This is a genomic window from Polaromonas sp. P4_F4 (assembly GCF_056401355.1).
On record NZ_JBFUJO010000006.1, the window covers coordinates 168,920 to 190,593 of the forward strand.

General features: G+C 64.7%; 21 protein-coding genes. 15 read left to right on the top strand and 6 right to left on the bottom strand.

The annotated features are described in order from the left end of the window. The first annotated feature begins 64 nt into the window (after positions 1-64). The gene (locus AC1DUR_RS09095) at positions 65-511 is read left to right on the top strand and encodes a GatB/YqeY domain-containing protein (protein WP_477718574.1); all 447 of its coding nucleotides are present in this window, start codon (positions 65-67) and stop codon (positions 509-511) included. 21 nt (positions 512-532) lie between these two features. On the opposite strand, the gene AC1DUR_RS09100 is transcribed toward AC1DUR_RS09095, so the two are convergent. Both AC1DUR_RS09100 and pmbA read right to left on the bottom strand, forming a co-directional pair. Beyond that, entirely contained in the window at positions 533-1,228 is a 696-nt protein-coding gene (locus tag AC1DUR_RS09100; protein WP_477718575.1) for a DUF4399 domain-containing protein, read from the bottom strand. 143 nt (positions 1,229-1,371) lie between these two features. Beyond that, on the bottom strand, positions 1,372-2,802 hold the full coding sequence (gene pmbA, locus AC1DUR_RS09105; protein WP_477718576.1) for a metalloprotease PmbA: 1,431 nt from the start codon (positions 2,800-2,802) through the stop codon (positions 1,372-1,374). A gap of 25 nt (positions 2,803-2,827) precedes the next feature. Here pmbA and yjgA point away from each other — a divergent pair, with 25 nt between their 5' ends. From yjgA to AC1DUR_RS09120, 3 genes are all read left to right on the top strand, one after another. Continuing rightward, the gene (gene yjgA / locus AC1DUR_RS09110; RefSeq protein ID WP_477718577.1) at positions 2,828-3,418 is read left to right on the top strand and encodes a ribosome biogenesis factor YjgA; all 591 of its coding nucleotides are present in this window, start codon (positions 2,828-2,830) and stop codon (positions 3,416-3,418) included. A gap of 120 nt (positions 3,419-3,538) precedes the next feature. Beyond that, positions 3,539-4,177, top strand: a complete 639-nt coding sequence (gene mog / locus AC1DUR_RS09115; protein WP_477718578.1) for a molybdopterin adenylyltransferase — start codon at positions 3,539-3,541, stop codon at positions 4,175-4,177. Then, positions 4,174-5,469 (top strand): amidase, encoded by a 1,296-nt coding sequence (locus AC1DUR_RS09120; RefSeq protein WP_477718579.1) that lies wholly within the window; start codon positions 4,174-4,176, stop codon positions 5,467-5,469. Before mog ends, AC1DUR_RS09120 begins: the two co-directional genes overlap by 4 nt. A gap of 19 nt (positions 5,470-5,488) precedes the next feature. Here the strand turns inward: AC1DUR_RS09120 and cysE are convergent, their stop codons facing one another. Both cysE and AC1DUR_RS09130 read right to left on the bottom strand, forming a co-directional pair. Beyond that, positions 5,489-6,262: a serine O-acetyltransferase gene (cysE, locus tag AC1DUR_RS09125; protein ID WP_477718580.1), complete on the bottom strand. Its 774-nt coding sequence runs from the start codon at positions 6,260-6,262 to the stop codon at positions 5,489-5,491. Between the two features lie 10 nt (positions 6,263-6,272). Further along, positions 6,273-7,079 (bottom strand): RNA methyltransferase, encoded by an 807-nt coding sequence (locus tag AC1DUR_RS09130; RefSeq protein ID WP_477718581.1) that lies wholly within the window; start codon positions 7,077-7,079, stop codon positions 6,273-6,275. 146 nt (positions 7,080-7,225) lie between these two features. Between AC1DUR_RS09130 and AC1DUR_RS09135 the strand changes: the two genes are divergently transcribed. The 11 genes from AC1DUR_RS09135 (at position 7,226) to AC1DUR_RS09185 (ending at position 19,131) form a co-directional block, all read left to right on the top strand. Further along, complete coding sequence (locus AC1DUR_RS09135) at positions 7,226-8,212, top strand: inositol monophosphatase family protein (protein WP_477718582.1); 987 nt, start codon at positions 7,226-7,228, stop codon at positions 8,210-8,212. Positions 8,213-8,455: 243 nt separating this feature from the next. Then, positions 8,456-10,600: a sensor histidine kinase gene (locus tag AC1DUR_RS09140; RefSeq protein WP_477718583.1), complete on the top strand. Its 2,145-nt coding sequence runs from the start codon at positions 8,456-8,458 to the stop codon at positions 10,598-10,600. A gap of 274 nt (positions 10,601-10,874) precedes the next feature. Further along, the gene (locus AC1DUR_RS09145; protein ID WP_477718584.1) at positions 10,875-11,189 is read left to right on the top strand and encodes a phosphopantetheine-binding protein; all 315 of its coding nucleotides are present in this window, start codon (positions 10,875-10,877) and stop codon (positions 11,187-11,189) included. A gap of 8 nt (positions 11,190-11,197) precedes the next feature. Next, on the top strand, positions 11,198-11,857 hold the full coding sequence (locus AC1DUR_RS09150; RefSeq protein ID WP_477718585.1) for a COG4648 family protein: 660 nt from the start codon (positions 11,198-11,200) through the stop codon (positions 11,855-11,857). 27 nt (positions 11,858-11,884) lie between these two features. Next, positions 11,885-13,282 (top strand): AMP-binding protein, encoded by a 1,398-nt coding sequence (locus AC1DUR_RS09155; protein WP_477721526.1) that lies wholly within the window; start codon positions 11,885-11,887, stop codon positions 13,280-13,282. Next, entirely contained in the window at positions 13,272-13,601 is a 330-nt protein-coding gene (locus tag AC1DUR_RS09160; RefSeq protein WP_477721527.1) for a 3-hydroxyacyl-ACP dehydratase FabZ family protein, read from the top strand. Before AC1DUR_RS09155 ends, AC1DUR_RS09160 begins: the two co-directional genes overlap by 11 nt. Then, positions 13,598-14,611: an LpxL/LpxP family acyltransferase gene (locus AC1DUR_RS09165; protein WP_477718586.1), complete on the top strand. Its 1,014-nt coding sequence runs from the start codon at positions 13,598-13,600 to the stop codon at positions 14,609-14,611. Before AC1DUR_RS09160 ends, AC1DUR_RS09165 begins: the two co-directional genes overlap by 4 nt. Next, positions 14,595-15,227, top strand: coding sequence for a LolA-related protein (locus tag AC1DUR_RS09170; protein ID WP_477718587.1), 633 nt, complete (start codon positions 14,595-14,597; stop codon positions 15,225-15,227). The genes AC1DUR_RS09165 and AC1DUR_RS09170 overlap by 17 nt, the downstream gene beginning before the upstream one ends. After that, entirely contained in the window at positions 15,224-17,572 is a 2,349-nt protein-coding gene (locus AC1DUR_RS09175) for an MMPL family transporter (protein WP_477718588.1), read from the top strand. Before AC1DUR_RS09170 ends, AC1DUR_RS09175 begins: the two co-directional genes overlap by 4 nt. Continuing rightward, positions 17,565-18,368 (top strand): polysaccharide deacetylase family protein, encoded by an 804-nt coding sequence (locus AC1DUR_RS09180; protein WP_477718589.1) that lies wholly within the window; start codon positions 17,565-17,567, stop codon positions 18,366-18,368. The genes AC1DUR_RS09175 and AC1DUR_RS09180 overlap by 8 nt, the downstream gene beginning before the upstream one ends. Positions 18,369-18,456: 88 nt before the next feature. Beyond that, positions 18,457-19,131: a phosphatase PAP2 family protein gene (locus AC1DUR_RS09185; protein ID WP_477718590.1), complete on the top strand. Its 675-nt coding sequence runs from the start codon at positions 18,457-18,459 to the stop codon at positions 19,129-19,131. A 110-nt stretch (positions 19,132-19,241) separates the two neighbouring features. On the opposite strand, the gene AC1DUR_RS09190 is transcribed toward AC1DUR_RS09185, so the two are convergent. Continuing rightward, positions 19,242-20,726 (bottom strand): NAD-dependent succinate-semialdehyde dehydrogenase, encoded by a 1,485-nt coding sequence (locus AC1DUR_RS09190; RefSeq protein ID WP_477718591.1) that lies wholly within the window; start codon positions 20,724-20,726, stop codon positions 19,242-19,244. A 129-nt stretch (positions 20,727-20,855) separates the two neighbouring features. Then, positions 20,856-21,539, bottom strand: a complete 684-nt coding sequence (locus AC1DUR_RS09195) for a GntR family transcriptional regulator (RefSeq protein ID WP_477718629.1) — start codon at positions 21,537-21,539, stop codon at positions 20,856-20,858. Positions 21,540-21,674 lie beyond the last annotated feature (135 nt).

Genomic DNA, 21,674 nt, shown 5'->3' on the forward strand with positions numbered 1-21,674 from the left:
CACGCTGCCCCCCCTGGCTTCCCGTTCCCCCGCCCCATTCCCCCACCGCCCTCAGGAGCCCGCAATGTCACTCAAAGACCAGATCACCGAAGACATGAAAACCGCCATGCGCGCCAAGGACACGGAGCGCCTGGGCACCATCCGCCTGCTGCTGGCAGCCATCAAGCAAAAAGAGGTTGACGAGCGCGTGGTGCTCGACGATGTGGCGGTGGTCGCCATCGTCGACAAACTGATGAAGCAGCGCAAGGATTCCATCGAGGCGTTCCAGAAGGCCGCACGCACCGACCTGGCCGACAAGGAAGCGGCCGAACTGAAAGTGCTGCAGGCTTACCTGCCCGCGCGCCTGAGCGCCGACGAAGTCACTGCCGCGGTCAAAGCCATCGTGGCCGAGCTGGGCGCCAGCGGCCCCGGTGACATGGGAAAGGTCATGGGCGCCGTGAAGACCCGGCTGGCGGGCAAGGCAGACATGGGCCAGGTGTCTGCCGCGGTGAAGGCAGCGCTGGCCGGTTGAGCCTGTACTACTCCACCTGCGCTACTCCACCCGCACAGGCACCGACACCGGTTCAACCAGTGTTTTTCCCGGGTTGACGTTGTCCATGAAATCCAGCTTCAGGGTGTAGGCACCGCTCGGCGGCGCCAGCCATACCTCGGACTGGCCATTGGCAAAATTCATTTCCGCCGGCTTGAGGCCACCCTGAGGCGTCAGCGTCAGCCGAAAATGGCCGGTGTCCTTTTCTTTTTGGCTCAGATGAGCGACGTTAAGCCCGGAAGCCTGAAACTGCACCCTGAAAGGCGACTTCAGCCGTGCATCCGGCGCCATGTTAAGCAGGCTGATGCCTTTTTTGACAAGGCTCTTGGGGTCCACGTCCTTGTTGTGGCGCGTCACCGTGATATTCAAGGGCTTGCTGTAGACGAAATGCGGCAGGTGCTTGTCATCGGCCAGCAGCAGCCGCAGCGAATAGACGCCTGGCGCCAGGTTCAGCACCGTCTCCATCTGCCCCTTGCCAAAGTGGATGTACTGGTCATTGAAAGGCAGGGCCTGCTTGAAGTCGAGCGGCAGTTCGCGATTGACCAGCAAGTGGTGGTGGCCGCTTTTCCCCGCGATGGGCTTGCTGATGGGCGCCAGCCCCCAGCCACCCGCCAACCCGAAGGTCATGCGAAACGGCGTCTCGATTTTCGCGCCGTCCTGCAGGTTGGTGAAATACGCTTCGGCGGTGAGCCGGGGCAATGCCGCTTGCCAGGGGTGCAAGGGTGCAGCGACTGGCGCAGGCAGATTAGGCGGCGGGGGCGACTGTGCGTGGCACAGCGAAAGCAGGGAAAGCGATGCCGCCAGGGCAGAGGAAATTAGTACTTTTTTATTCAATTTATAACCTAGGTTCCCGCCACTTTCATACGATTTACTAAAATCGAGCCGACGGATTTAGAACCATAAGTGTACATATCTGCCCCCACGGACTCAATCCCCATCAGCATGGCCTTGAGGTTGCCGGCAATGGTGATTTCTTCAACGGGGAAGGCAATCCGGCCGTTTTCGACCCAGAAGCCGGACGCACCGCGCGAGTAGTCGCCGGTCACGTAGTTCACGCCCTGCCCCATCAGTTCGGTCACAAACAGCCCCCGGCCCAGCTTGCGCAGCATGGCATCCAGGTCATCTCCTGCCCGCGTGTGGCGGCTGGTCAGCGTGAGGTTGTGCGAGCCGCCGGCATTGCCGGTGGTGCGCATGCCCAGCTTGCGCGCCGAGTAGGTGCTCAGGAAGTACCCTTCCACCCGGCCGGCATCCACCACTTTGCGGGCGCTGGTTTTCACACCCTCTTCGTCAAAGGGCGCGCTGCCCTTGCCCTTGATCAGGTGCGGGTCCTCGTAAATGTCGATGTGCCTGGGGAAAGCAGCCTTGCCCAGGCTGTCCGCCAAAAACGTGCTTTTGCGGTAAAGCGCACCGCCGCTGACAGCCTGCACAAAACCGCCCAGCAGGCCGGCCGCCAGGGGTGATTCAAACAGCACCGGGCACTGTGTGGTGGGAATTTTCCGGCTTCTCAGGCGCGCCAGCGCGCGCTCGGCGGCATAACGGCCCACTGCCTCGGGGCGGGCCAGTTCGCTGGCGTCGCGCATGGAGCTGTACCAGGCGTCGCGCTGCATCTGGTTGCCCTTGCCCGCGATGGGCGCCACCGAAATGCTGTGGCGCGAGCTGGCATAACCACCGCGAAATCCCTTGGTATGGGCACTGAAAAAATGGCTTTGCTGGGCCGACACGCCAGCTCCCTCGCTGTTGGTAATCAGCCGGCTGGTGCCCATGGCCGCGGCTTCGCATTGCAGTGCCAGGTGAGCCGCCTCTTCTGACGTGATGGCCCAGGGGTGGAACAGGTCCAGCGCCGGGTACTCGCGGGCAATGTCGCGGTCGTCGGGCAGGCCCGAGGTCTCATCTTCCGCGGTAAAGCGCGCAATATCGTAGGCCGCCTTCACGGTCTGCTGGATCGCGGCTTTGGAAAAATCACTGGTGGCCGCGTTGCCGCGCTTTTTGCCGATGTACACCGTGATGCCCAGTGACTTGTCGCGGTTACGTTCCACGTTTTCGAGTTCACCCTTGCGCACGCTGACGGACAGGCCACAGCCCTCCGACGCTTCGGCCGCCGCATCGCTGGCGCCCAGCTTCTTCGCATGGTCCAGCGCAGTGTCCACCAGCTCCTCGAAAAAGTCGCGGTGGTAGCTGAAACCGGATTCAGGCTCGCGGGTGGTGCGGCTCTTCAGGCCGGAAACGCTGCTGGCTGAAGGGGTGGAATGGCGGGTGGAAGGCTTTTGGGTCATATGGGTAGCTATGATACTGACTGCTATGAACACCAAGACTACCAAGGCCATCAAGGGATACTGGTCCAACGGCCGCTTCGTCAAACCCGAAGAAATCGCTGCCGAAGAAACAGGCCCGCCCAGCAAAACCCAACTGAAAGCAGAGGCCGATGAAAAACAGGCCCTGGGCGAAGCCCTGCTGACCCTGCGCGCCGACCTGATGGCCCGACTGGATTTGCCCGACAAACTCCTGGATGCGCTGGCCGAGGCCAAAAAAATCACCAATTTCGAGGGCAAGCGCCGCCAGATGCAGTTCATCGGCAAGCTGATGCGCCCCCTCGATGCCGGCCCGATCCGCGAAGCCATCAACGAGCAGCAAAGCGGCTCGGCGCAGCTCACGCTGCAATTGCACCTGGCCGAGCAGTGGCGCGACAAACTGATCGCCTCGGACGACGCGCTGGGCGACTGGCTCACGGCCTACCCCGCGACCGACTCGCAGCAGCTGCGCACCCTCATCCGCCAGGCCCGCAAGGATGCCAAGCCCGAAAAGCCCGGCGAAGCGCCGCGCCACGGCAAGTCCTACCGCGAGATTTTCCAGCTGGTCAAGCAAGCCATGGCACCGGAGGCAGACGCATGAGCCGCCGGGCCGCTCCCAAGGCGAATGGCACCGTAGCGCGCAGCGCGGAGGTTAATCCATGAGCCGCCGGGCCGCTCCCAAGGCGAATGGCACCGCAGCGCGTAGTGCGGAGGTTGACCAATGAGCGCGACCCCGGCCCCTGGCATGTACGACGCCGTCAAGGTGGGGATCGTGTCGGTCAGCGACCGTGCCTCGACCGGCGTCTACGTCGACAAGGGCCTGCCGGCGCTCAAGGACTGGCTGACCCGCGCCTTGCGCAACCCCATCACTTTTGAAGAGCGCCTGATCCCGGACGAGCAGGCTGGCATCAGCGCGACGCTGATCGGGCTGGTCGATGCCGGCTGCTCGCTGGTGCTCACCACCGGCGGCACCGGCCCTGCACTGCGCGATGTGACACCGGAGGCCACGCTGGCAGTTGCCCACAAGGAAATGCCCGGCTTTGGCGAGCAGATGCGGCAGATCAGCCTCAAATTTGTGCCCACCGCCATCCTGTCGCGACAGTGCGCGGTGATTCGCGACCACAGCCTGATCCTCAACCTGCCCGGCCAGCCCAAATCAATCCAGGAAACGCTGGAAGGCCTGAAAAATGAAGCCGGCGAGTCGGTCGTGCCCGGCATCTTTGCCGCCGTGCCCTATTGCATTGACCTGATCGGCGGCCCCTACCTCGAAACCGACCCGGCGGTTTGCAAGGCCTTCCGGCCCAAGTCGGCGATTCGTACCCCGGGCATACCGAGCACACCGGGCATACCAGCCCCATGACTCTCGCCGCGCCGTCAGCCATTGCCATCGCCGCGCAATTGGCGGCGGGCAAGCTTGACGCCACCACGCTGCTGGCCGACACCCTGGCGCGCATTGATGCGCAGAATGCTTCGCTGGGCGCCTTTGTCGCGCTGCTGAACCCCGGCGCCGCGCGCGAGCAGCTGGAGCAGCTCCAGGAAGCCGGTGGCCCGCTACAGGGCCTGCCGGTGGCCGTGAAGGACATCTTCGACACAGCCGACCTGCCCACCAGCTACGGCTCGGCACTTTACGCCGGCGCCCAACCACGTTGTGACGCGGCCATCGTCAGCGTGATCCGCCGCGCCGGCGGGCTGGTGATCGGAAAATCGAGCACCACGGAATTTGCCTTTCTGCATCCCACCGCCACGCGCAACCCGAATGCGCCGGGCCGAACGCCGGGCGGCTCCTCCGCCGGGTCGGCGGCTGCTGTCGCCGCGGGTCTGGTGCCTTTTGCGGTTGGCACGCAAACCGGCGGTTCCATCATTCGCCCCGCATCGTACTGCGGCGTCACGGGTTTCAAGCCCAGTTTCGGCCTGTTGCCGACAGCCGGCCTCAAATGCTTTTCGTGGTCGCTCGATACCGTGGGCCTGTTCGCCCCCAGCGTGGCCGAGGTGGCGTGGTTTGCGCAGGCCTTGAGCGGACATGCGCTGGCGCTGCCAGCGGTGCAGGCAAGACCTGCAAAGTCATGGGTGGTGGGCGTGCCCGACGCTTACCCCTGGAGCCCCGTATCGCCCAGCGCCCAGCGGGCGATCGACGCCGGCAGCCAGGCCTTGCGGGCCGCCGGCGCCAAGGTGCTGGGCATCACCCTGCCGGCCTGGATGAAAGACGTGTTTGAAGCGCAGGATGTGATCCAGGGCTACGAGGCCTGGCGTGCACTGGCGCGCGAGGTTGACCAGCTGGCCCGGCAACCCGAGGCGCTGTCGGCCATTCTGCGCGACTACCTCATGACTGCGCGCCACATCAGTGCGCAAACCTATGAAGCCGCGCAGCAGACCGCGTGGCAGGGCCGACAGGCCTGCGCCGACTGGTTTGGCCAGTTTGATGTGCTGATGACGCCCAGCGCCCCCGACGAAGCACCGCCGGGCTATGGCAGCACCGGTACCTCCACGTTTAATCGCGCCTGGACGCTGCTGGGTTTGCCGTGTTTGAATGTGGCGGGCGCCGTGGGCGTGAACGGCTGCCCCATGGGCCTGCAGGTCATTGGCGCTCCCCACGCGGACCGTGCCTGCCTTGAAGCCGCCGACTTTCTGGAACGGTCGCTGAGCGCGACCTGAGAAGCTGGTTGTCCTGGGCTTATTTTCCGACCAACTGGTTCAGCTTGTCGGCTTCAAAGGTCTCGTGCAGCGCTGCATCCTTGGGTACGCACTCCCGGGTGCTGGTGGCCTGAGGCCCGGAAAGCTTTTCAATTGCCTGCCAGAGCATCGAGATCTGGTGCTCCTGCCCCGCCGCGTTGTCGATCAGGCCGTGCATGGCCTGCGACAGCGGGTCGTCTTCCAGCGTGATGCCGTAGGCCGAAAATGGGGTCGTCGTGACGTCAGCGCTTTCACCGGTTTTGGACGGAATGATGCGCGCCGGGATGCCCACGGCCGTGGCCCCGGCGGGCACGGGCTTGATCACCACCGCGTTGCTGCCGATCTTGGCGCCGTCGCCGACCAGGAAACCGCCCAGCACCTTGGCGCCGGCGCTGACCACCACGTCCTTGCCCAGGGTCGGATGCCGCTTGGCACCCTTGTAGAGCGAGGTACCGCCCAGCGTCACGCCCTGGTAGATCGTGCAGCCATCGCCGATTTCGGCGGTTTCTCCCACCACCACGCCCATGGCATGGTCGAAAAACACGCGCTCGCCAATTTTGGCGCCGGGGTGGATCTCAATGCCGGTGAACCAGCGCGAGAGATGCGAGATGAAGCGGCCCAGCCATTTGAAGCCGTGGTTCCAGCACCAGTGCGCGCGGCGATGCAGGACCAGGGCATGCAGGCCCGGGTAGCAGGTCAGCGCTTCCCAGGCCGTACGGGCGGCGGGGTCGCGGTCGAGGATGCACTGGATGTCGGAGCGGAGTCTGGAAAACATGGCTCCGAGTCTACTGGTGGTCCAGCGTGTCTGCTGGCGCGGGCGTTTTGACCGCGGACGGCACAGCTTTATTCGCCGTCCTCGACATGGCCTTGGCCACGCCGCGCAGGATGTGGATCTCCTCGGGGCTGAGCTGCGCCCGGTTGAACAGCTGGTTCAGTCGCGGCATCAGTTTCTTGGGTGAGGCCGGGTCCAGAAAACCAATGTCGGTGAGCGCTTTTTCCCAGTGCCCGAGCATGCCGGCCACCTCGGCGGCGTCCGCCAGTTTGGACTCAGGCGTGGCCGGCTGCACGGCAAAGCCCCCCAGCGCCTGGCGCCAGTCATAGGCGATCAACTGCACCGCGGCGCCCAGGTTGAGCGAGCCGAACTTCGGGTCTGTCGGAATGCTCAGGGCCACATGGCAGCGGTACACATCGTCGTTTTGCATGCCAAACCGCTCAGAGCCAAACAGGAAGGCCACCGAATCGGGTTGCAGACCTTTATTTTCGGACGACGAAGGCTCATCGTTTAATAGCAATTTACTGAAGTGCTCGCGCGGCGCACGGGTCGGCGGGCCAAAGTCGCGCGGCGTCATGGCGGTGGCACACAGGTGGGCCATGCCATCGAGCGCCTCATCCAGCGTGGCCACAATCCGGGCATTTTTCAGGACATCGAGCGCGCCGCTGGCCCGCTGGATGGTTTCTTCACGGTTCAGTACGTTCGCCCAGCGCGGCGCCACCAGCACCAGGTCGTCAAAGCCCATGACCTTCATGGCGCGCGCCGCAGCGCCCACATTGCCGGCGTGGCTGGTGTTGATCAGGACAAAACGGGTTTTCATCGGTAAATGTTGCAATGGGGCGGCTCTCGCCGTCCTGTTTCAGGGGCTATTCGGGCGATGCCGGTAAAATGGGGATATTGTCGCCTGCCCCGGTTACCGGGCCGCAGTCCTGGTCGCAGCTTTCTGCCCGCTCTTTCTTACCCTTTATGTCCAGCAATCTACACCCCATGCTCAACGTGGCCATCAAGGCTGCGCGCGCCGCCGGCGCCATCATCAACCGCGCCGCCCTTGATGTCGAAGCCGTTCGCGTCTCGGTCAAGCAGACCAACGATTTCGTCACTGAAGTCGACCAGGCCGCTGAAGCCGCGATCATCGAAACCCTGCTGACGGCCTACCCCGGCCACGGCATTCTGGCCGAAGAATCGGGCAGCGAGCATGGCGCCAAAGACTCCGAATTCGTGTGGATCATCGACCCGCTGGACGGCACCACCAACTTCATCCACGGTTTTCCCGTGTACTGCGTCAGCATCGCGCTGGCCGTCAAGGGCAAGATCGAGCAGGCGGTGGTCTACGACCCCACCCGCAACGACCTGTTTTGCGCCACCCGGGGCCGTGGTGCCTACCTCAACGACCGCCGCATCCGCGTGGCCAAGCGCACCCGACTGCAGGAGTGCCTGATCGGCACCGGTTTTCCTTACCGTCCCGGCGACAAGCTCAAAACCTATCTCAACATGCTGGGCGAAATCATGAGCCAGTGCGCCGGTGTGCGCCGTCCCGGCGCGGCAGCGCTCGACCTGGCCTATGTCGCGGCCGGCTACAGCGACGGCTTCTTTGAAACCGGCCTCAAACCCTGGGACGTGGCGGCCGGCTCGTTGCTCGTCACCGAAGCCGGCGGCCTGATCGGCAACCTGACCGGCGAAGCCGACTTCATGGACCATGGCGAATGCCTGGCCGGCAACCCGCGCATTTACGGCCAGATGGTGGCCACGCTGGCCAAATACAGCAAGTTTGCCGGCGCCGCCCAGAAGATGCAGGTCGCACACGCTGTCGAGCGTTCCAGCGACCGCCCGGCCGTGGATGGGGCCGAAGAAGAGGCCGAACCGGCCCCGGCGGCAGACGCCGGCGCCGCACCGCCGCCTGCGCGAACCCTCACCCGTGCGCGAAAAATACCTGCCGCCGGCCCCAAGCTCTGAGAGCCCCCCCCGGTGAGGCCTCTTTCAGCCACACCCTGAAGAAACCGGCCGGCAACGCCGCCCTGACCGGCCAGCGCCGGCAAGAAAACGGCGCCGCACCTGGCGCGGCCGCGCTTGCCCGAATGTAAAGCCGCGGACTAGAATGACCCCGGAACCACGACAGCCCTGCTGCGGGTTCGATGCCAGTAAGGTGCCCTCCCGGTAGGCAGTCGAGTTGCCCGGGTGGGTTCGGAGGACCTGAATATGGCCAACGACAGCCCAGTCCAGACGCCTGCGCCGACCCGCGCCGCAGTCGCAGGAGTTCGGGCGTTGTTTTGGCCCTTGTCGCTCTTGATGGCCGCCGTCGTGGCGCTGACGGCATGGACCATTGCGGAAAGCTACGACCAGTACCGTGAACGCGAGGCCGCCCGCATCGAGGCCATGGCCACCCTGCGCGCCGGCCAGGTCACCACCTGGTTGCAGGAGCGTATCGGTCGGGCAGAGTTCGCCGGCCACAGCCCGATGGTCGAACTCTACTTGCGCTGGCGCGATGGGGGTGAAACCACTGCCCATGACCGGCTGTTGTTCCGTTTGTCCCAATTTCTCCAGGCCAGCGGAGGCCACAGCGTGCTGGTGATGGACGATCAAGGCCAGATCGTCGCCGGCACGCCCAACGCGGAACAGCAAGCGTCGCCCCTCCTGCGCGAAGCGGCCCGGCGAGCCATTGACAGCGGCAAACCACAGTACACCGATCTCTACGGGCACGATGGCGCGCCGCCGGCACCGCGGATCGACGTGGTGTCGCCATTCAACCTCGCCGGCACGCCGGCGCGCGCAGCACTGGTGGTGAGACTTGACCCCCGTGACTTTCTGTTTCCGACGCTGCGCGAATGGCCGCTGCCCAGCCGCAGTGCGACCTCCGTGCTGGTGCGGCGCGAAGGCGACTTTCTGGTCGAGCCCCATTCGAGAAGCCGCTTGCCGCTGTCCTCGCCCGACCTGCTGGCGGCCAAGGTCATACGCGGCGATGTGCCGCTCGGCCAGGCCGTCGACGCACTGGACTTCCGGGGCCAACCGGTGCTGGGCGTGCTCCGCCCGATAGCGGGCACGGACTGGTTCCTGATGGCCAAGATCGACCACGACGAGGCCTATGCCGATGCGTGGCGCAACGCGCTGTGGATCGCCGCAGCGGGGGTGCTGGCGCTGCTTGCGATGGGGGTGGGCGCCTACTGGTTCCGCGAGCGTCAGGCCCTGCAGTTTGCGCGCATCGAACGCGCCCACCAGGAAGAGAAATTGCGCGCGCTGCAACTGCTGGATGCCATCGCGCAGGGCTCGACCGACTCGATTTTCGCCAAGGACAGGGCAGGCCGCTACCTGCTGTGCAACAAGGCGGGTTGCGAGGCCTTGGGCAAAACAATGGAAGAAATCATTGGCAACGACGACCGCGCGCTGTTTCCGCCCGCCGAAGCCGCCCGCCTGGCCGCCAGCGATGCGCGAGCCATGACGCAGGGCCGCACCGTCAGCTACGAGGTGGAACTCCCCACTCCGCGCGGGCTGTCCACCTTCCTCACGACCAAGGGCCCCTTGCGCAACACGGCGGGCGAGGTGACCGGCGTCTTCGGCATCTCGCGCGACATCACCGAGCGCAGCCGCATCAGCGCCGAACTGGACCTCCACCGCCATCACCTGGAAGCACTGGTCAAGGAACGCACGGCGGCGCTGGAGCGCACCGTCAGCGACCTGGAAGCCTTCAGCGCCAGCGTGTCGCACGACCTGCGTGGCCCGCTGCGCACCGTCAACGGCTTTGCCATGCTGCTGGAACGCTCGGAAGCATCCGCCCTGTCCGACAGCGGGCGTCACAAATTGGCCCGCATCATCGCCGGGGCGGCGATGATGGATCGCATGATCGAGGACATCCTGGCGTGCTCACGCGCCGAGCGCGTGGAGATGACCTTCCGGCCGGTCGATCTCAACGAGCTGGTGGGCAAGCTGGTACGCGAGCTGGCACCAGCCTGTCCGAACAGCCACATCAGTGCCGGCCCGCTGCCCGTGGTGCAGGCCGACCCGACGCTGATGGGCCAGGTCTTCAACAACCTGATCGGCAATGCGTTGAAGTTTTCCGCCGGGCAAAGCCCGCCGCGCGTGGAGATCGGCACGCAGGAGGGGCCGCACGGCACCGAAATTTTCGTGCGCGACAACGGCGTGGGGTTTGATGCGGCCCAGTCGGACAAGCTGTTCGCGCCTTTCCAGCGCCTGCACCGCGCTGAAGATTTCGCCGGCACCGGCGTGGGCCTGTCCATCGTCAAGCGGCTGATCGAGCGCCATGGCGGGCGCATCCGTGCCGAGTCGACGCCGGGCGAACGTACGACATTCGCGTTCACGCTGGGGCCGGCCGCGCTGGCGCATCCATAGGATAATACGGGGCATTCCACGCAAAGCCCGGCTCGTTCCGGCCACTTTGCGCCTTCTGTTTCACCAGCCCCGTCGCGGCAGTCCAAAAAGCGGCGTGCGCCAATCACACGGGTTACGTCTTGTTTCGTCTGCGGCTGGCGCCCTGCAGGGCTGTACACCTGCAGCGACCCCGCTGATGACAGGCAGTGAATGTCAGTTACCATCAAAACATAAAAACATAACCGAACCTTGGTGCAGGCACCCCCGGCGCGTCACCCGAAAATTCTGAAAACCCATGTCCATGTCCTCGATGCCTGAATCTTCCTCACAACCAGCTACCACCCCTGCAGCCGATGCCGCACTGATGCGCGAAGTCGCCGAACTGGTGGTTTCCTCGCTCAACCTCGAAACAGCAGCCGCCGACATCCAGCCCGACGATGCGCTGTATGGCGACGGCCTGGGCCTCGATTCGATCGACATCCTGGAGATCGCCCTGGTAGTGTCCAAACGCTACGGCCTGCAGCTGCGCGCAGACCATGAAGACAACACCGCCATCTTCCAGTCGCTGCGCAGCCTGAGCGAACACATCGCGCTGCAAAGAACGAAGTGAAACCCGGCTTGAAGGCAACACTGCTGCGCAGCGCTCGCTGGGCGGCCATTGCCGCCTTCTGCGCTGCCTACTCCATCCTCGCCCATCTGGCGGCGGCGGACCCCACCCCCGACCTGCTTGATGCGGCCGTGGCCATTGCGCCGCTGATTGGCCTGGCGCTGGTGCTGGCCTGGCGTTCGCCGCAGCGGCCCTGGATGCTGCTGCTGTGTCTGGCGGGCTCGGCCACTCTCTACGGCATGGCGGACTGGCTGGTGCAGCACTACAACTGGGTTTTTCTGCTGCAGCACGCAGGCATACAAGCCTTGCTCGGCCTGGCCTTCGGCCGCACGCTGCGCGCCGGCCAGGTCCCGATGGTGTCGCGTTTCGCAGCCATCGTGCATGGCCACCTGTCACCCGCGCTGGCGCGCTACACCCGCCAGGTCACCTGGGCCTGGACGCTGTATTTCGGTGCGATGACGGCCCTGTCGCTGCTGCTGTTCTGGCTGGCGCCGGTCGCCATCTGGTCAGCCTTTGCCAACCTGCTGAACCTGCCATTGCTGATCGTCATGTTTGCGGCGGAGTACGTGGCACGCCTGTGCCTTCTGGCGCCCGCCGACCGGGCCGGGCCGCTGGAGGCCATTCGCGCCTACCGCCAGGCCAGCTCGGGCGGGCTGCCGCCATCTTCCTGAGAAGTTCCTGAGAAGCCGCCTTTGTCCATGCCCACTTTTGCGCTCCTGACCCACCGCAGTTCTGACGACATCCTGGCCTGGCGCGACGGCCAGGGCATCACCGTGCGCCAGTTTCTCGGCGACGTCCGGCATCTGGCTGCCGCGCTGCCGGCCGGCAAGCACATGCTCAATGCCTGCACCGACCGCTATCACTTCACCGTGGGTCTGGGCGCTGCGCTGCTGACCCGGAAAATCAGCCTGCTGCCGCCAACCCACACGCCGGAAATGATGCGCCAGATGCAGGCCATTGCACCCGATGTGTTCTGCCTGTCCGACACCTTTCATGAGATAAGCCTGCCGCGCTTTGTTTACCAGGAAGCCTTTGCACAAGGTCCGGCAGAGGTCGACGCTGACGCGCCCTGCGACATTCCGCACCTTCCCGGTGACCAGCCGGTGGCCGATGTGTTCACTTCGGGCTCGACCGGCGTGCCGCTGCCGCACCGCAAGACCTGGGGGGCGCTGGCGCAGGGTGCTCGCGCCGAGGCGCTGCGGCTGGGCCTGGGCCTGGGCCTGGGCCTGGATGAAGGCCGCCCTTACAGCATTGTGGGCACCGTGCCGCCCCAGCATATGTTCGGCTTTGAATCCACGGTGCTGTTGCCGCTGCAAAGCGGCGCGGCCATCCACGCCGGACACCCGTTTTACCCCGCCGACATCGTCAGTGCCATCCGCGCCGTCGCCCGCCCCCGGCTGCTCGTCACCACGCCCGTGCATTTACGGGTGTTGATGTCCTCAGGCGCTGACCTGCCTGCGCTGGACCTGCTCTTGTCGGCCACCGCGCCCCTGGAGCCCCAACTGGCGCAAACCTGCGAAAGCCGTTTTGCCGCCCCGCTATTTGAAATTTACGGCTCCACCGAAACCGGCCAGATCGCCTCGCGGCGAAGCGCCCAGACCCGTGAGTGGGAACTGTTCCCCGACGTCAGCCTGACGCCGCGGGGCGACCGCATCTGGGCTGGCGGGGGCCATGTCGCGCAGGCCATGCCCATGCACGACGTGCTCGAGCTGATCGACGACCGGCGGTTTTTGCTGCATGGGCGCCTGGGCGACCTGATCAACATCGCCGGCAAGCGCAATTCGCTGGCCTACCTGAACCATCAACTGACCTGCATTTCCGGCGTGCTGGACGGCGCTTTTTTCATGCCCGACGACAGCAGTGACGGCGCCGTGGTGCGCCTGATGGCCTTTGCGGTAGCGCCCGGCCTGTCGGCTGCCGAACTGCAGGCTGCGCTGAAAGAGCGCATTGACCCGGTCTTCCTGCCACGCCCCCTGGTGTTGCTGGACGCCCTGCCGCGCAACAGCACCGGAAAACTCCCGCGCGAAGCGCTCCAGGCGCTGGCCCGGCTGCATCAGGCGCCTGCGGGCCGGGGAGCGGGCCACCATGCGGGGTGAAACCACCTTGACCATTGCCGCCGATCACCCGGCGTTCCCCGGGCACTTTCCGGGCAGGCCGATTGTGCCGGGCGTGGTGCTGCTCGATGCGGCCCTGCATGCGGTGGAGCAGGCGCGCCAGACCCCGGGCGAGCAACCGGCGGCCGGGCCAGCCCTGCATTGCCAGATTGCCTCGGCCAAATTCCTGAGCCCGGTGCAGCCCGGCGAGACACTGACCATCGCCTACACCCGCACCGACAAGGGCCCCGCCCGCTTTGAGATCGCCTGCGGCCAACGCCCGGTGGCGAGCGGCACTTTTGTCTTCGGGACCACTCCATGAACCCTTCGCCGGGCCACCCACCAGAAGGCTCGCTCCGGTCGCCCGACGGGACGAAGCAACAAGCCGCCTGGCGGCAACGCCCGGAGCCCAGCAACATGCTGATGCTGCGCGTGATGACGTGGATTTCGCTGCGTTTGGGCCGCAGTGCCGGCCGCTTTGTGCTTTACGGCATCGCTGCCTATTTCCTGCTTGCCGACGCGGCGGCGCGCCGGGCCTCCCGGGATTACCTGCGCCGCGTGCTCGGGCTGCCCGGTGCTGCACGGGTCGGCTGGCGCCATGTTTTCCGGCACTTTTTGAGCTTTGCCTCGACCATTCATGACCGGATCTACCTGATCAACGACCGCTTCAACCTGTTCGACATCCGCGTTCACCAGGAACACCTGGTGGCTGAACTCACCGCTGCGCACCAAGGCGTGTTTTTGATGGGCGCCCATGCCGGCAGTTTTGAAGTCCTGCGCGCTATCGGTCGCCGGCAACCCGGCCTGCGCGTGGCCATGGTGATGTACGAGGAAAACGCGCGCAAACTCAACGCCGCCCTGAGCGCCATCAACCCGGCAGCGCAGCAGGACATCGTCCCGCTGGGCCATGCCGATTCGATGCTCCGCGTCAACGACCTGCTGTCGGCCGGCAGCGTTGTCGGCATGCTCGCCGACCGCCGCCTGAACCGTGACGCAACCCGTCCCGTGCCGTTTCTTGGCGAGCCCGCCGAGTTTCCCGTGGGGCCGTTCCGGATGGCGGCCATCTTGCGGCGTCCGGTGTTTTTCATGGTCGGGCTGTACCGTGGCGGCAATCGCTACGATATCCACTTTGAAACGCTGGCCGATTTTTCCAGCATTGCCGCGGGCGGACGCGAGGCCGCGGTGCAGGCCGCGATGGCACGTTACGCGCTGCTGCTGGAGCAGCATTGCCGCACGGCGCCGTACAACTGGTTCAACTTTTTTGACTTCTGGCTGGCGGACAATCCGTTGCCCGCCGCAAACCCGGTTTCCCCCCATGATTCAAACGCTTGAAACGCCAGAAACGCAATCCCGGATGATCAGGCCCGTGCCAGGCCTGAAGGTCTTTCTGGCCGGGGTCGGCCTGCTGCTGGGCCTGTGCTGCGCACCGGCCCTCGCCGCCTGGGATGTGGCGCAGCTGATGCAGGGGCTGGCCCAGAACAAGTCGGGCCGCGCCAGCTTTGTCGAAACCAAATACATCGCGCTGCTCGACAAGCCGGTGGAATCATCCGGCGAGCTGCTCTACACCGCCCCCGACCGGCTGGAAAAACGCACCCTCAAGCCCAGGCCCGAGTCGCTGCTGATTGAAGGCGGCAACCTCACCGTCGAGCGCGGCAAACGCCGCATGGTGCTGAGCCTGCAGGAACATCCCGAACTGGCCGCGTTCACCGAAAGCATACGCGGCACCCTGGCCGGCGACACGGTCGCGCTCAAACGCATCTACAACCTGGACCTGGAAGGCAGCGAGGAGCGCTGGACGCTGACCTTGCGTCCGATCGAAACAAAGATGCTGGACGTGGTGCAGCGCATCCGCATTGCTGGCAGCCGTGCCGAGGTGAAGTCGATTGAAATCGAGCAGACCGACAAGGACCGCTCGGTGATGCTCATCGACAAGCTGGCCGCGCCATGATGGCAAGGTTGTTCCGGCGCCAGTTCTTGCCGGTCTGGATCTGGCTGGCATTTTTGCTGGCCTGCGGCGCCATCATCAGCCGGACCACCATCACCACCGACCTGTCGGCATTTTTGCCGCGCAATCCCACGGCCGAGCAGCAACTGCTGATGGATCAACTGCGTGAGGGCCTGGCCTCGCGCCTGATTCTGGTGGGCATCGAAGGTGCGGACGCCCCCACCCGCGCCAGGCTTTCCAAAGAGGTCGCCCAGCGCCTGCGCACCGATCCTGCTTTTATCTCCGTCAACAATGGCGAGCCCGTCAACACCGAGCGCGACCGCGCCTACCTGTTCAACAACCGCTACCTGCTCAGCTCCGCCGTGACGCCTGAACGCTTCAGCGCCGAGGGTCTGCATGCGGCCCTGGGCGAAAGCATCGACCTGCTGGCCTCGCCGGCCGGCTTGCTGATGAAGTCCTTGCTGCCCCGCGACCCGACCGGTGAAATGGTGCAGCTGCTCGGCGAACTCGACAGCGGCAAACGCCCGCCATTGGTCGACGGCGCCTGGGCTTCACGCGACGGTGCACGCGCCCTGATGCTGCTGCAAACACGTGCGGCAGGCTCCGACACCGATGCCCAGCAGCGGGCCATGGCCGCCATCCGGCAGGCGTTTGACGCGGCACCCCAGGCCAGCCCCGCCGCGCGGCTGGTGATGAGCGGCCCCGGCGTGTTTTCCGTGACCTCACGCGAGACCATCCAGAGCCAGGTCAGCCGCCTGTCGCTGATCAGCGTCGTGCTCATTGCCACGCTGCTATTGCTGGTTTACCGCTCCCTGACGGCGCTGGCATTGGGTTTTTTACCCGTCCTCAGCGGTGTGCTGGCCGGTATTGCGGCCGTGAGCCTGGGCTTTGGGACGGTGCACGGCATTACCCTGGGATTCGGCACGGCGCTGATCGGCGAGGCGGTGGACTATTCGATCTACCTCTTTGTGCAATCCGAACAGGCCGGTGCCGACCCGCAAAACTGGGTCAAGCGCTTCTGGCCCACGGTGCGGCTCGGCGTGCTGACCTCAATATTCGGCTTTGCATCGCTGTTGCTGTCGGGCTTTCCGGGTCTGGCGCAACTTGGCCTGTATGCGATTGCCGGCCTGGTCGCGGCGGCGACCATGACCCGTTTTGTGCTGCCGCACCTGCTGCCGGCAAAGTTTCGCATCCATGATGTATCGGCCATAGGCCGCGTGCTGAGCCGCTTGACCCTGCGCGCCGGGGCACTGCGCTGGCCGGCGGCCATCCTCTTGCTGGGCGCCTGCGCCGTCCTCGTGAGCCAGCGCGCCACCTTGCTCAATGAGAAGATTTCCTCGTTGAGCCCGGTGTCGCAAGCTGAGGTGGCGCTGGACGAGCGCCTGCGTGCCGACATGGGCGCGCCTGATGTGCGTTACCTGGTGGTGGTGTCCGGCACAAGCCGGGAATCCGTGCTGCATTATTCCGAGCAGGTGGCCACGCTGCTGCAGACGCAGGTTGATCAGGGCGAACTCGCCGGATTTGAAAGCCCCAGCCGCTATCTCCCGAGCGCGGCGACCCAACGCGCCCGCCAGGCCAGCCTGCCCCCGCCCGGCCCGCTGCAGGTGCGCCTGGCAGAGGCCGTTCAGGGGCTGCCGGTGCGCGCGCAACTGTTCACGCCATTTCTTGCCGACGTTGAAGTCACCCGCAGCAGGCCCTTGCTGCAGGCGGGCGACCTGGAGCGGACCTCCATGGCCATGGCGGTAGATGCCTTGCTGCTCCGGCAAGACCGCGGCTGGACGGCCTTGCTGCCGCTCAAGGCCCCTGAAGGCGCCGGCATCAACGCCGGGAAGATTCGCGCCGCCCTGGGCGCCACGGGCCTGCCGAACGTGCTGTTTGTCGACATGAAAGCCGAATCCGACCGGCTGTATTCGGGCTACCTGCATGAAGCCACGCTGCTCTCGCTGGGCGGGCTGGTCGCCATTGTCGGGCTGCTGCTGGTGGTGTTCCGATCGCCGCAGCGCGTGTTGCGCACCATCGCCCCCCTGGCTGCCGCCGTGGTTACGGTCACCGCGGGGCTGGCCCTGTTTGGCCAGCAACTGAGCATCCTGCATCTGGTGGGCCTGCTGCTGGTGGTGGCCGTGGGCTCCAACTACGCGCTGTTTTTTGACCGCCCCGAGCCGCTGGAGCCGATCTCCCACCGCACCCTTGCCTCGATGCTGCTGGCCAACCTCACCACCGTTGCAGGTTTTGGGCTGCTGGCTTTTTCCAAGGTATCCATACTGCACGCCATGGGTGTCACCGTGGCACCGGGCGTCATCCTGGCGCTGGTGTACGCAGCGATTTTTGCGAGGCCATCCCGTGCCTGATCCGCGTTGGCACTCCACGCCGCTGATCCGCGCATCCCTTGCGCTGCATGGGCTGGCGCTGGTCGCCGTCGTCACCGTACCCGGGCTGTGGCCCTGGGCGCTGGCCGCCGTGGTGGCCAATCACCTGCTGATTGCCGCCGCTGGCCTGTGGCCGCGCAGCCACTGGCTGGGGCCGAACTGGACACGGCTGCCCGCCGCCGCCACGGCCAGAAATGAAATCGCCCTGACCATCGATGATGGCCCCGACCCCGTCGTCACCCCGCAGGTGCTGGACCTGCTGGATCGCCATGCGGTGCAGGCCACCTTTTTCTGCATCGGCGAACTGGCCGCGCGCTACCCGGACCTGTGCCGCGAAATCGTCAGCCGCGGACATGCCGTCGAAAACCACAGCCAGCATCACCGCCATTATTTTTCCGTGATGGGCCCACGCGGCCTGGCGCGGGAACTGCACGCCGCGCAAGAGACGCTCACCCGGATCTGCGGTCAGCGCCCCTTGTTCTTCCGTGCCCCGGCCGGCTTGCGCAACCCCTTTCTGGAGCCGGTACTGGCCCGGTTCGGGCTCAGGCTCGCCAGCTGGTCCGCGCGGGGTTTCGACACCCGCATCGACGATGCCGAGCGCGTGAAAAGCAGCCTGCTGCGCGGCCTGCGGGCGGGCGCCATCCTGCTGCTGCACGATGGCCATGCCGCGCGCACATCCCGGGGTGTCCCGATCATTCTTGAAGTGCTGCCCGCCGTGCTCGACGCCGCTGCAGCCGCCGGTCTGCGTGTTGTCACCTTGCGCCAGGCCCTGTCATGACCACCCGCTGTTGCCGGCCAGCAAGCCTGCATCAAGCCGGCTTGCCCGGAGGGTGGCCAGGCAACAGCCGACCGGTGGAGTACGCGCCGTGATCCACAACAGTCCAGACAATCCAAACAATCCAAAGGCAGCCTGGTACCACCAAGCTGCCGAGGTGATTCCCAGACACCTGTATCTGAAAAGCATCGGCACGACGATTTTCATCAGCCTGTTTTTTGGCGCTTACTTCTACCTGCTCAGGAACCCTGCCTACGCAACGACGGTGATGCCTGTCACCGGGCTGGATCACCTGATTCGCTTTGAACCGCTGGCCTTGCCGCTGTATGTGTCGCTGTGGGTCTATGTTTCCATGCTGCCGGCCTTTTTTGCAAACCGGCGCGAACTCTACCGGTATGGCGCCGCCATGGCGCTGATGTGCGTGGCCGGTTTGTCCATTTTTTATTTCTGGCCCACGGCCGCACCCACGCCCGATATCGACTGGACCCGGTATCCCGATATGGGCCTTCTCAAAAATATCGATGCCTCTGGCAATGCCTGCCCCTCCCTGCATGTCGCCACCGCGTTTTTCTCGGGTTTCTGGCTGCATCACCTGATGCGGCGATTCCGTGCGCCGCTGTGGATACACCTGGTCAACTGGACGTGGTGCGCCGGCATCATCTATTCGACGCTGGCAGTCCGTCAGCACGTGGTGGTGGACGTCGCCGGAGGCCTCGTGCTCGGCGGGCTGGCCGCCTGGCTGTCACTGCATCGCAGGCATCCATAGTTGTTGTCGCTCGATGACCACCGACAAAGACCGCTTCCCGGAAATCACAACCCGAGAGCTCCGCATCTGAGAAATCCACCCATTCGACTTTCGGCAACTGACAACAACACTCAAAGAACGTCGCCTATGCACAGATATTTGATCTCCAGATAGTCGTCCATAGCGTGATGCGAGCCTTCTCGGCCCAGGCCGGATTGCTTGACGCCACCGAATGGCACGTGCTCTGAGGCAAGGATGCCGACATTGATGCCAACCATTCCGTACTCCAACGCCTCAGCCACCCGATAGATGCGGCCGATATCGCGGCTGTAGAAGTAGCTCGCCAATCCGAACTCAGTGTCGTTGGCCGCGAGGATAGCTTCCTCATCGGTTCTAAAACGGAAAACAGGTGCCAACGGGCCGAAAGTTTCTTCACGCGCGCAAAGCATGTTAGGCGTTGCATCGGCGACTACTGTCGGCTCGAAGAACAGGCCTTGCAGCCTGTGACCACCGGTCACCAATCTGCCGCCCTTTTTTACAGCGTCATCGATGTGCCGCTGTACCTTGTCCACTGCAGCGCTTTCTATCAGCGGACCTTGCACCACACCCTCGTCGAAGCCATTGCCTACTTTCATGGCCTTTACTCTGGCTGCGAACTTGCTGACAAACTCGTCGTACACCCCGTCCTGCACATAAAACCGATTGACGCAGACACAGGTTTGGCCTGCGTTGCGGTACTTGCTGACCAACGCACCTTCGACCGCTGAGTCAATGTCAGCGTCGTCGAACACAATGAAAGGGGCGTTACCGCCCAGTTCGAGCGACATTTTCTTGACCGTGGGTGCCGACTGGGCCATCAGGATGCGCCCGACCTCGGTGGAGCCTGTAAAGCTCAAGTGGCGCACCACATCACTGGCGCACAGGGCCTTGCCAACGGCGATGGAATTCTGGCTGTCGGAGGTGATCACGTTGAGCACACCGGCCGGAATGCCGGCCCGCAGGGCCAGTTCGGCCGCCGCGAGTGCCGTCAGCGGCGTCAGTTCGGCCGGCTTGATGATGACCGTGCAACCCGCCGCCAGTGCTGGAGCCACCTTGCGTGTGATCATCGCCAGCGGGAAATTCCACGGCGTGATCGCCGCGCATACGCCAATGGGCTGCTTGAGCACCATCAGGCGGCGGTCGGCGGCAAATTGCGGCAGGGTTTCGCCGTTGACGCGCTTGGCTTCTTCGGCGAACCACTCGACAAAACTCGCACCGTAGGCCACCTCGCCTTTGGCCTCGGCAAAGGGCTTGCCCTGCTCGGCCGTCATGATGCGGGCGATGTCATCCTGGTGAGCCATCAACAGGTCGAACCAGCGCCGCAAGATGATGCTGCGCTCCTTGGCAGTCTTGCTGCGCCAGGCTGGCCAAGCGGCATTCGCGGCGGCAATTGCGGCGTCGGTCTCGGCTGCGCTAAGGTTGGCCACATCAGCCAGTTTGTGCCCGGTTGCCGGATCGATCACGTCGAATCGTTGCGCGCCGGCCACCCAGTGGCCATTGATAAGTGCATGAGTCTGGAGAAGGCTGGCATCACGCAGTGCAGTGAAGGGAGAGGAGGAGGAAGCGGCAGTGGTCATGAAGCAATTCCGGAGGCTAACCCCGCCCTCCAGGGCTGGCAGAAGCCAGCACTGATCAGCAGGGAGGACGGGTTAATGAAGGTTGACGGAGGGAAGAAGAAAACCTAGAGAAAACCTAGGCCACAGGCATCAGACCGCGTTGTTTTCCAGGCTGGCCATGGCGATGGCCTGTGCGTTCAGGATGTGGGTTTGCGCGGCGTTCCGCGCGGCATCGGGGTCCTGGTCGCGGATGGCCGACAACAGGCGGTGCATTTCCGCAGGCGCCGCCGAGCCACGCTGGCGGCTGGCGATGGTGATCATCCGCAGACGGTTGATACGTGCGTTCAGTGAGTTCACCACGCCCCAGGCCACGGTGTCCCCGGCCGCCTGGAACATCGTGTGGTAGAAAATTCCGGTCTGCTCCATGACGCCCTGCAGGTCATTGGCTTCAAAGGCGGCCTCGATACGCTGCAGCGTGGACGTCATGCGGATGAGGCTGGCCTCGTCACGGCGCAGGGCGCAGGCCGCCGCCGCATGGCCTTCGAGCAGGGCGCGCAGTTCGTAGATCTGACGGGTCGTGTCCGCGTCGATGACGGCAACGATGGGCCCCTGCTGGGGCACAGACTCAACCAGGCCTTCTGTTTCCAGGTGCCTCAGCACTTCCCGCACCACCGTTCGGCTGACGTCCAGCTCTTCGCACAGGGCTCTCTCCACCAGGCGTTGGCCAGGCTTGAAATACTGGGAAAAGATCGCCGAACGAACTTTCTCCAGCGTGAGCTCGCGAAGTGTCTTCTGGTTCCGGTCTACCTTGATGTTATCGGCCATGGGTGTCACGATCTTTCCTCTACTCTGGATATCCTCGGGTGTGCGCGTCTTGTGAACGCGCACTGCATCGTGTCTATTATCGGCAAAGGCTCCCGGCACGGGAAGCGCTGCGGGTGGCAGGAGTTTCATGTTGGCCTTCGGCAT

Excerpts from the sequence above, each read along its gene's own strand:
- yjgA (WP_477718577.1), top strand. The coding sequence starts at position 2,828 with ATGAACACCAAGACTACCAAGGCCATCAAGGGATACTGGTCCAACGGC.
- AC1DUR_RS09135 (WP_477718582.1), top strand. The coding sequence starts at position 7,226 with ATGTCCAGCAATCTACACCCCATGCTCAACGTGGCCATCAAGGCTGCG.
- AC1DUR_RS09130 (WP_477718581.1), bottom strand. The coding sequence starts at position 7,079 with ATGAAAACCCGTTTTGTCCTGATCAACACCAGCCACGCCGGCAATGTG.
- AC1DUR_RS09190 (WP_477718591.1), bottom strand. The coding sequence starts at position 20,726 with ATGACCACTGCCGCTTCCTCCTCCTCTCCCTTCACTGCACTGCGTGAT.
- pmbA (WP_477718576.1), bottom strand. The coding sequence starts at position 2,802 with ATGACCCAAAAGCCTTCCACCCGCCATTCCACCCCTTCAGCCAGCAGC.
- AC1DUR_RS09120 (WP_477718579.1), top strand. The coding sequence starts at position 4,174 with ATGACTCTCGCCGCGCCGTCAGCCATTGCCATCGCCGCGCAATTGGCG.
- AC1DUR_RS09145 (WP_477718584.1), top strand. The coding sequence starts at position 10,875 with ATGTCCATGTCCTCGATGCCTGAATCTTCCTCACAACCAGCTACCACC.
- AC1DUR_RS09165 (WP_477718586.1), top strand. The coding sequence starts at position 13,598 with ATGAACCCTTCGCCGGGCCACCCACCAGAAGGCTCGCTCCGGTCGCCC.
- AC1DUR_RS09155 (WP_477721526.1), top strand. The coding sequence starts at position 11,885 with ATGCCCACTTTTGCGCTCCTGACCCACCGCAGTTCTGACGACATCCTG.
- mog (WP_477718578.1), top strand. The coding sequence starts at position 3,539 with ATGAGCGCGACCCCGGCCCCTGGCATGTACGACGCCGTCAAGGTGGGG.
- AC1DUR_RS09095 (WP_477718574.1), top strand. The coding sequence starts at position 65 with ATGTCACTCAAAGACCAGATCACCGAAGACATGAAAACCGCCATGCGC.
- AC1DUR_RS09170 (WP_477718587.1), top strand. The coding sequence starts at position 14,595 with ATGATTCAAACGCTTGAAACGCCAGAAACGCAATCCCGGATGATCAGG.
- cysE (WP_477718580.1), bottom strand. The coding sequence starts at position 6,262 with ATGTTTTCCAGACTCCGCTCCGACATCCAGTGCATCCTCGACCGCGAC.
- AC1DUR_RS09140 (WP_477718583.1), top strand. The coding sequence starts at position 8,456 with ATGGCCAACGACAGCCCAGTCCAGACGCCTGCGCCGACCCGCGCCGCA.
- AC1DUR_RS09175 (WP_477718588.1), top strand. The coding sequence starts at position 15,224 with ATGATGGCAAGGTTGTTCCGGCGCCAGTTCTTGCCGGTCTGGATCTGG.
- AC1DUR_RS09160 (WP_477721527.1), top strand. The coding sequence starts at position 13,272 with ATGCGGGGTGAAACCACCTTGACCATTGCCGCCGATCACCCGGCGTTC.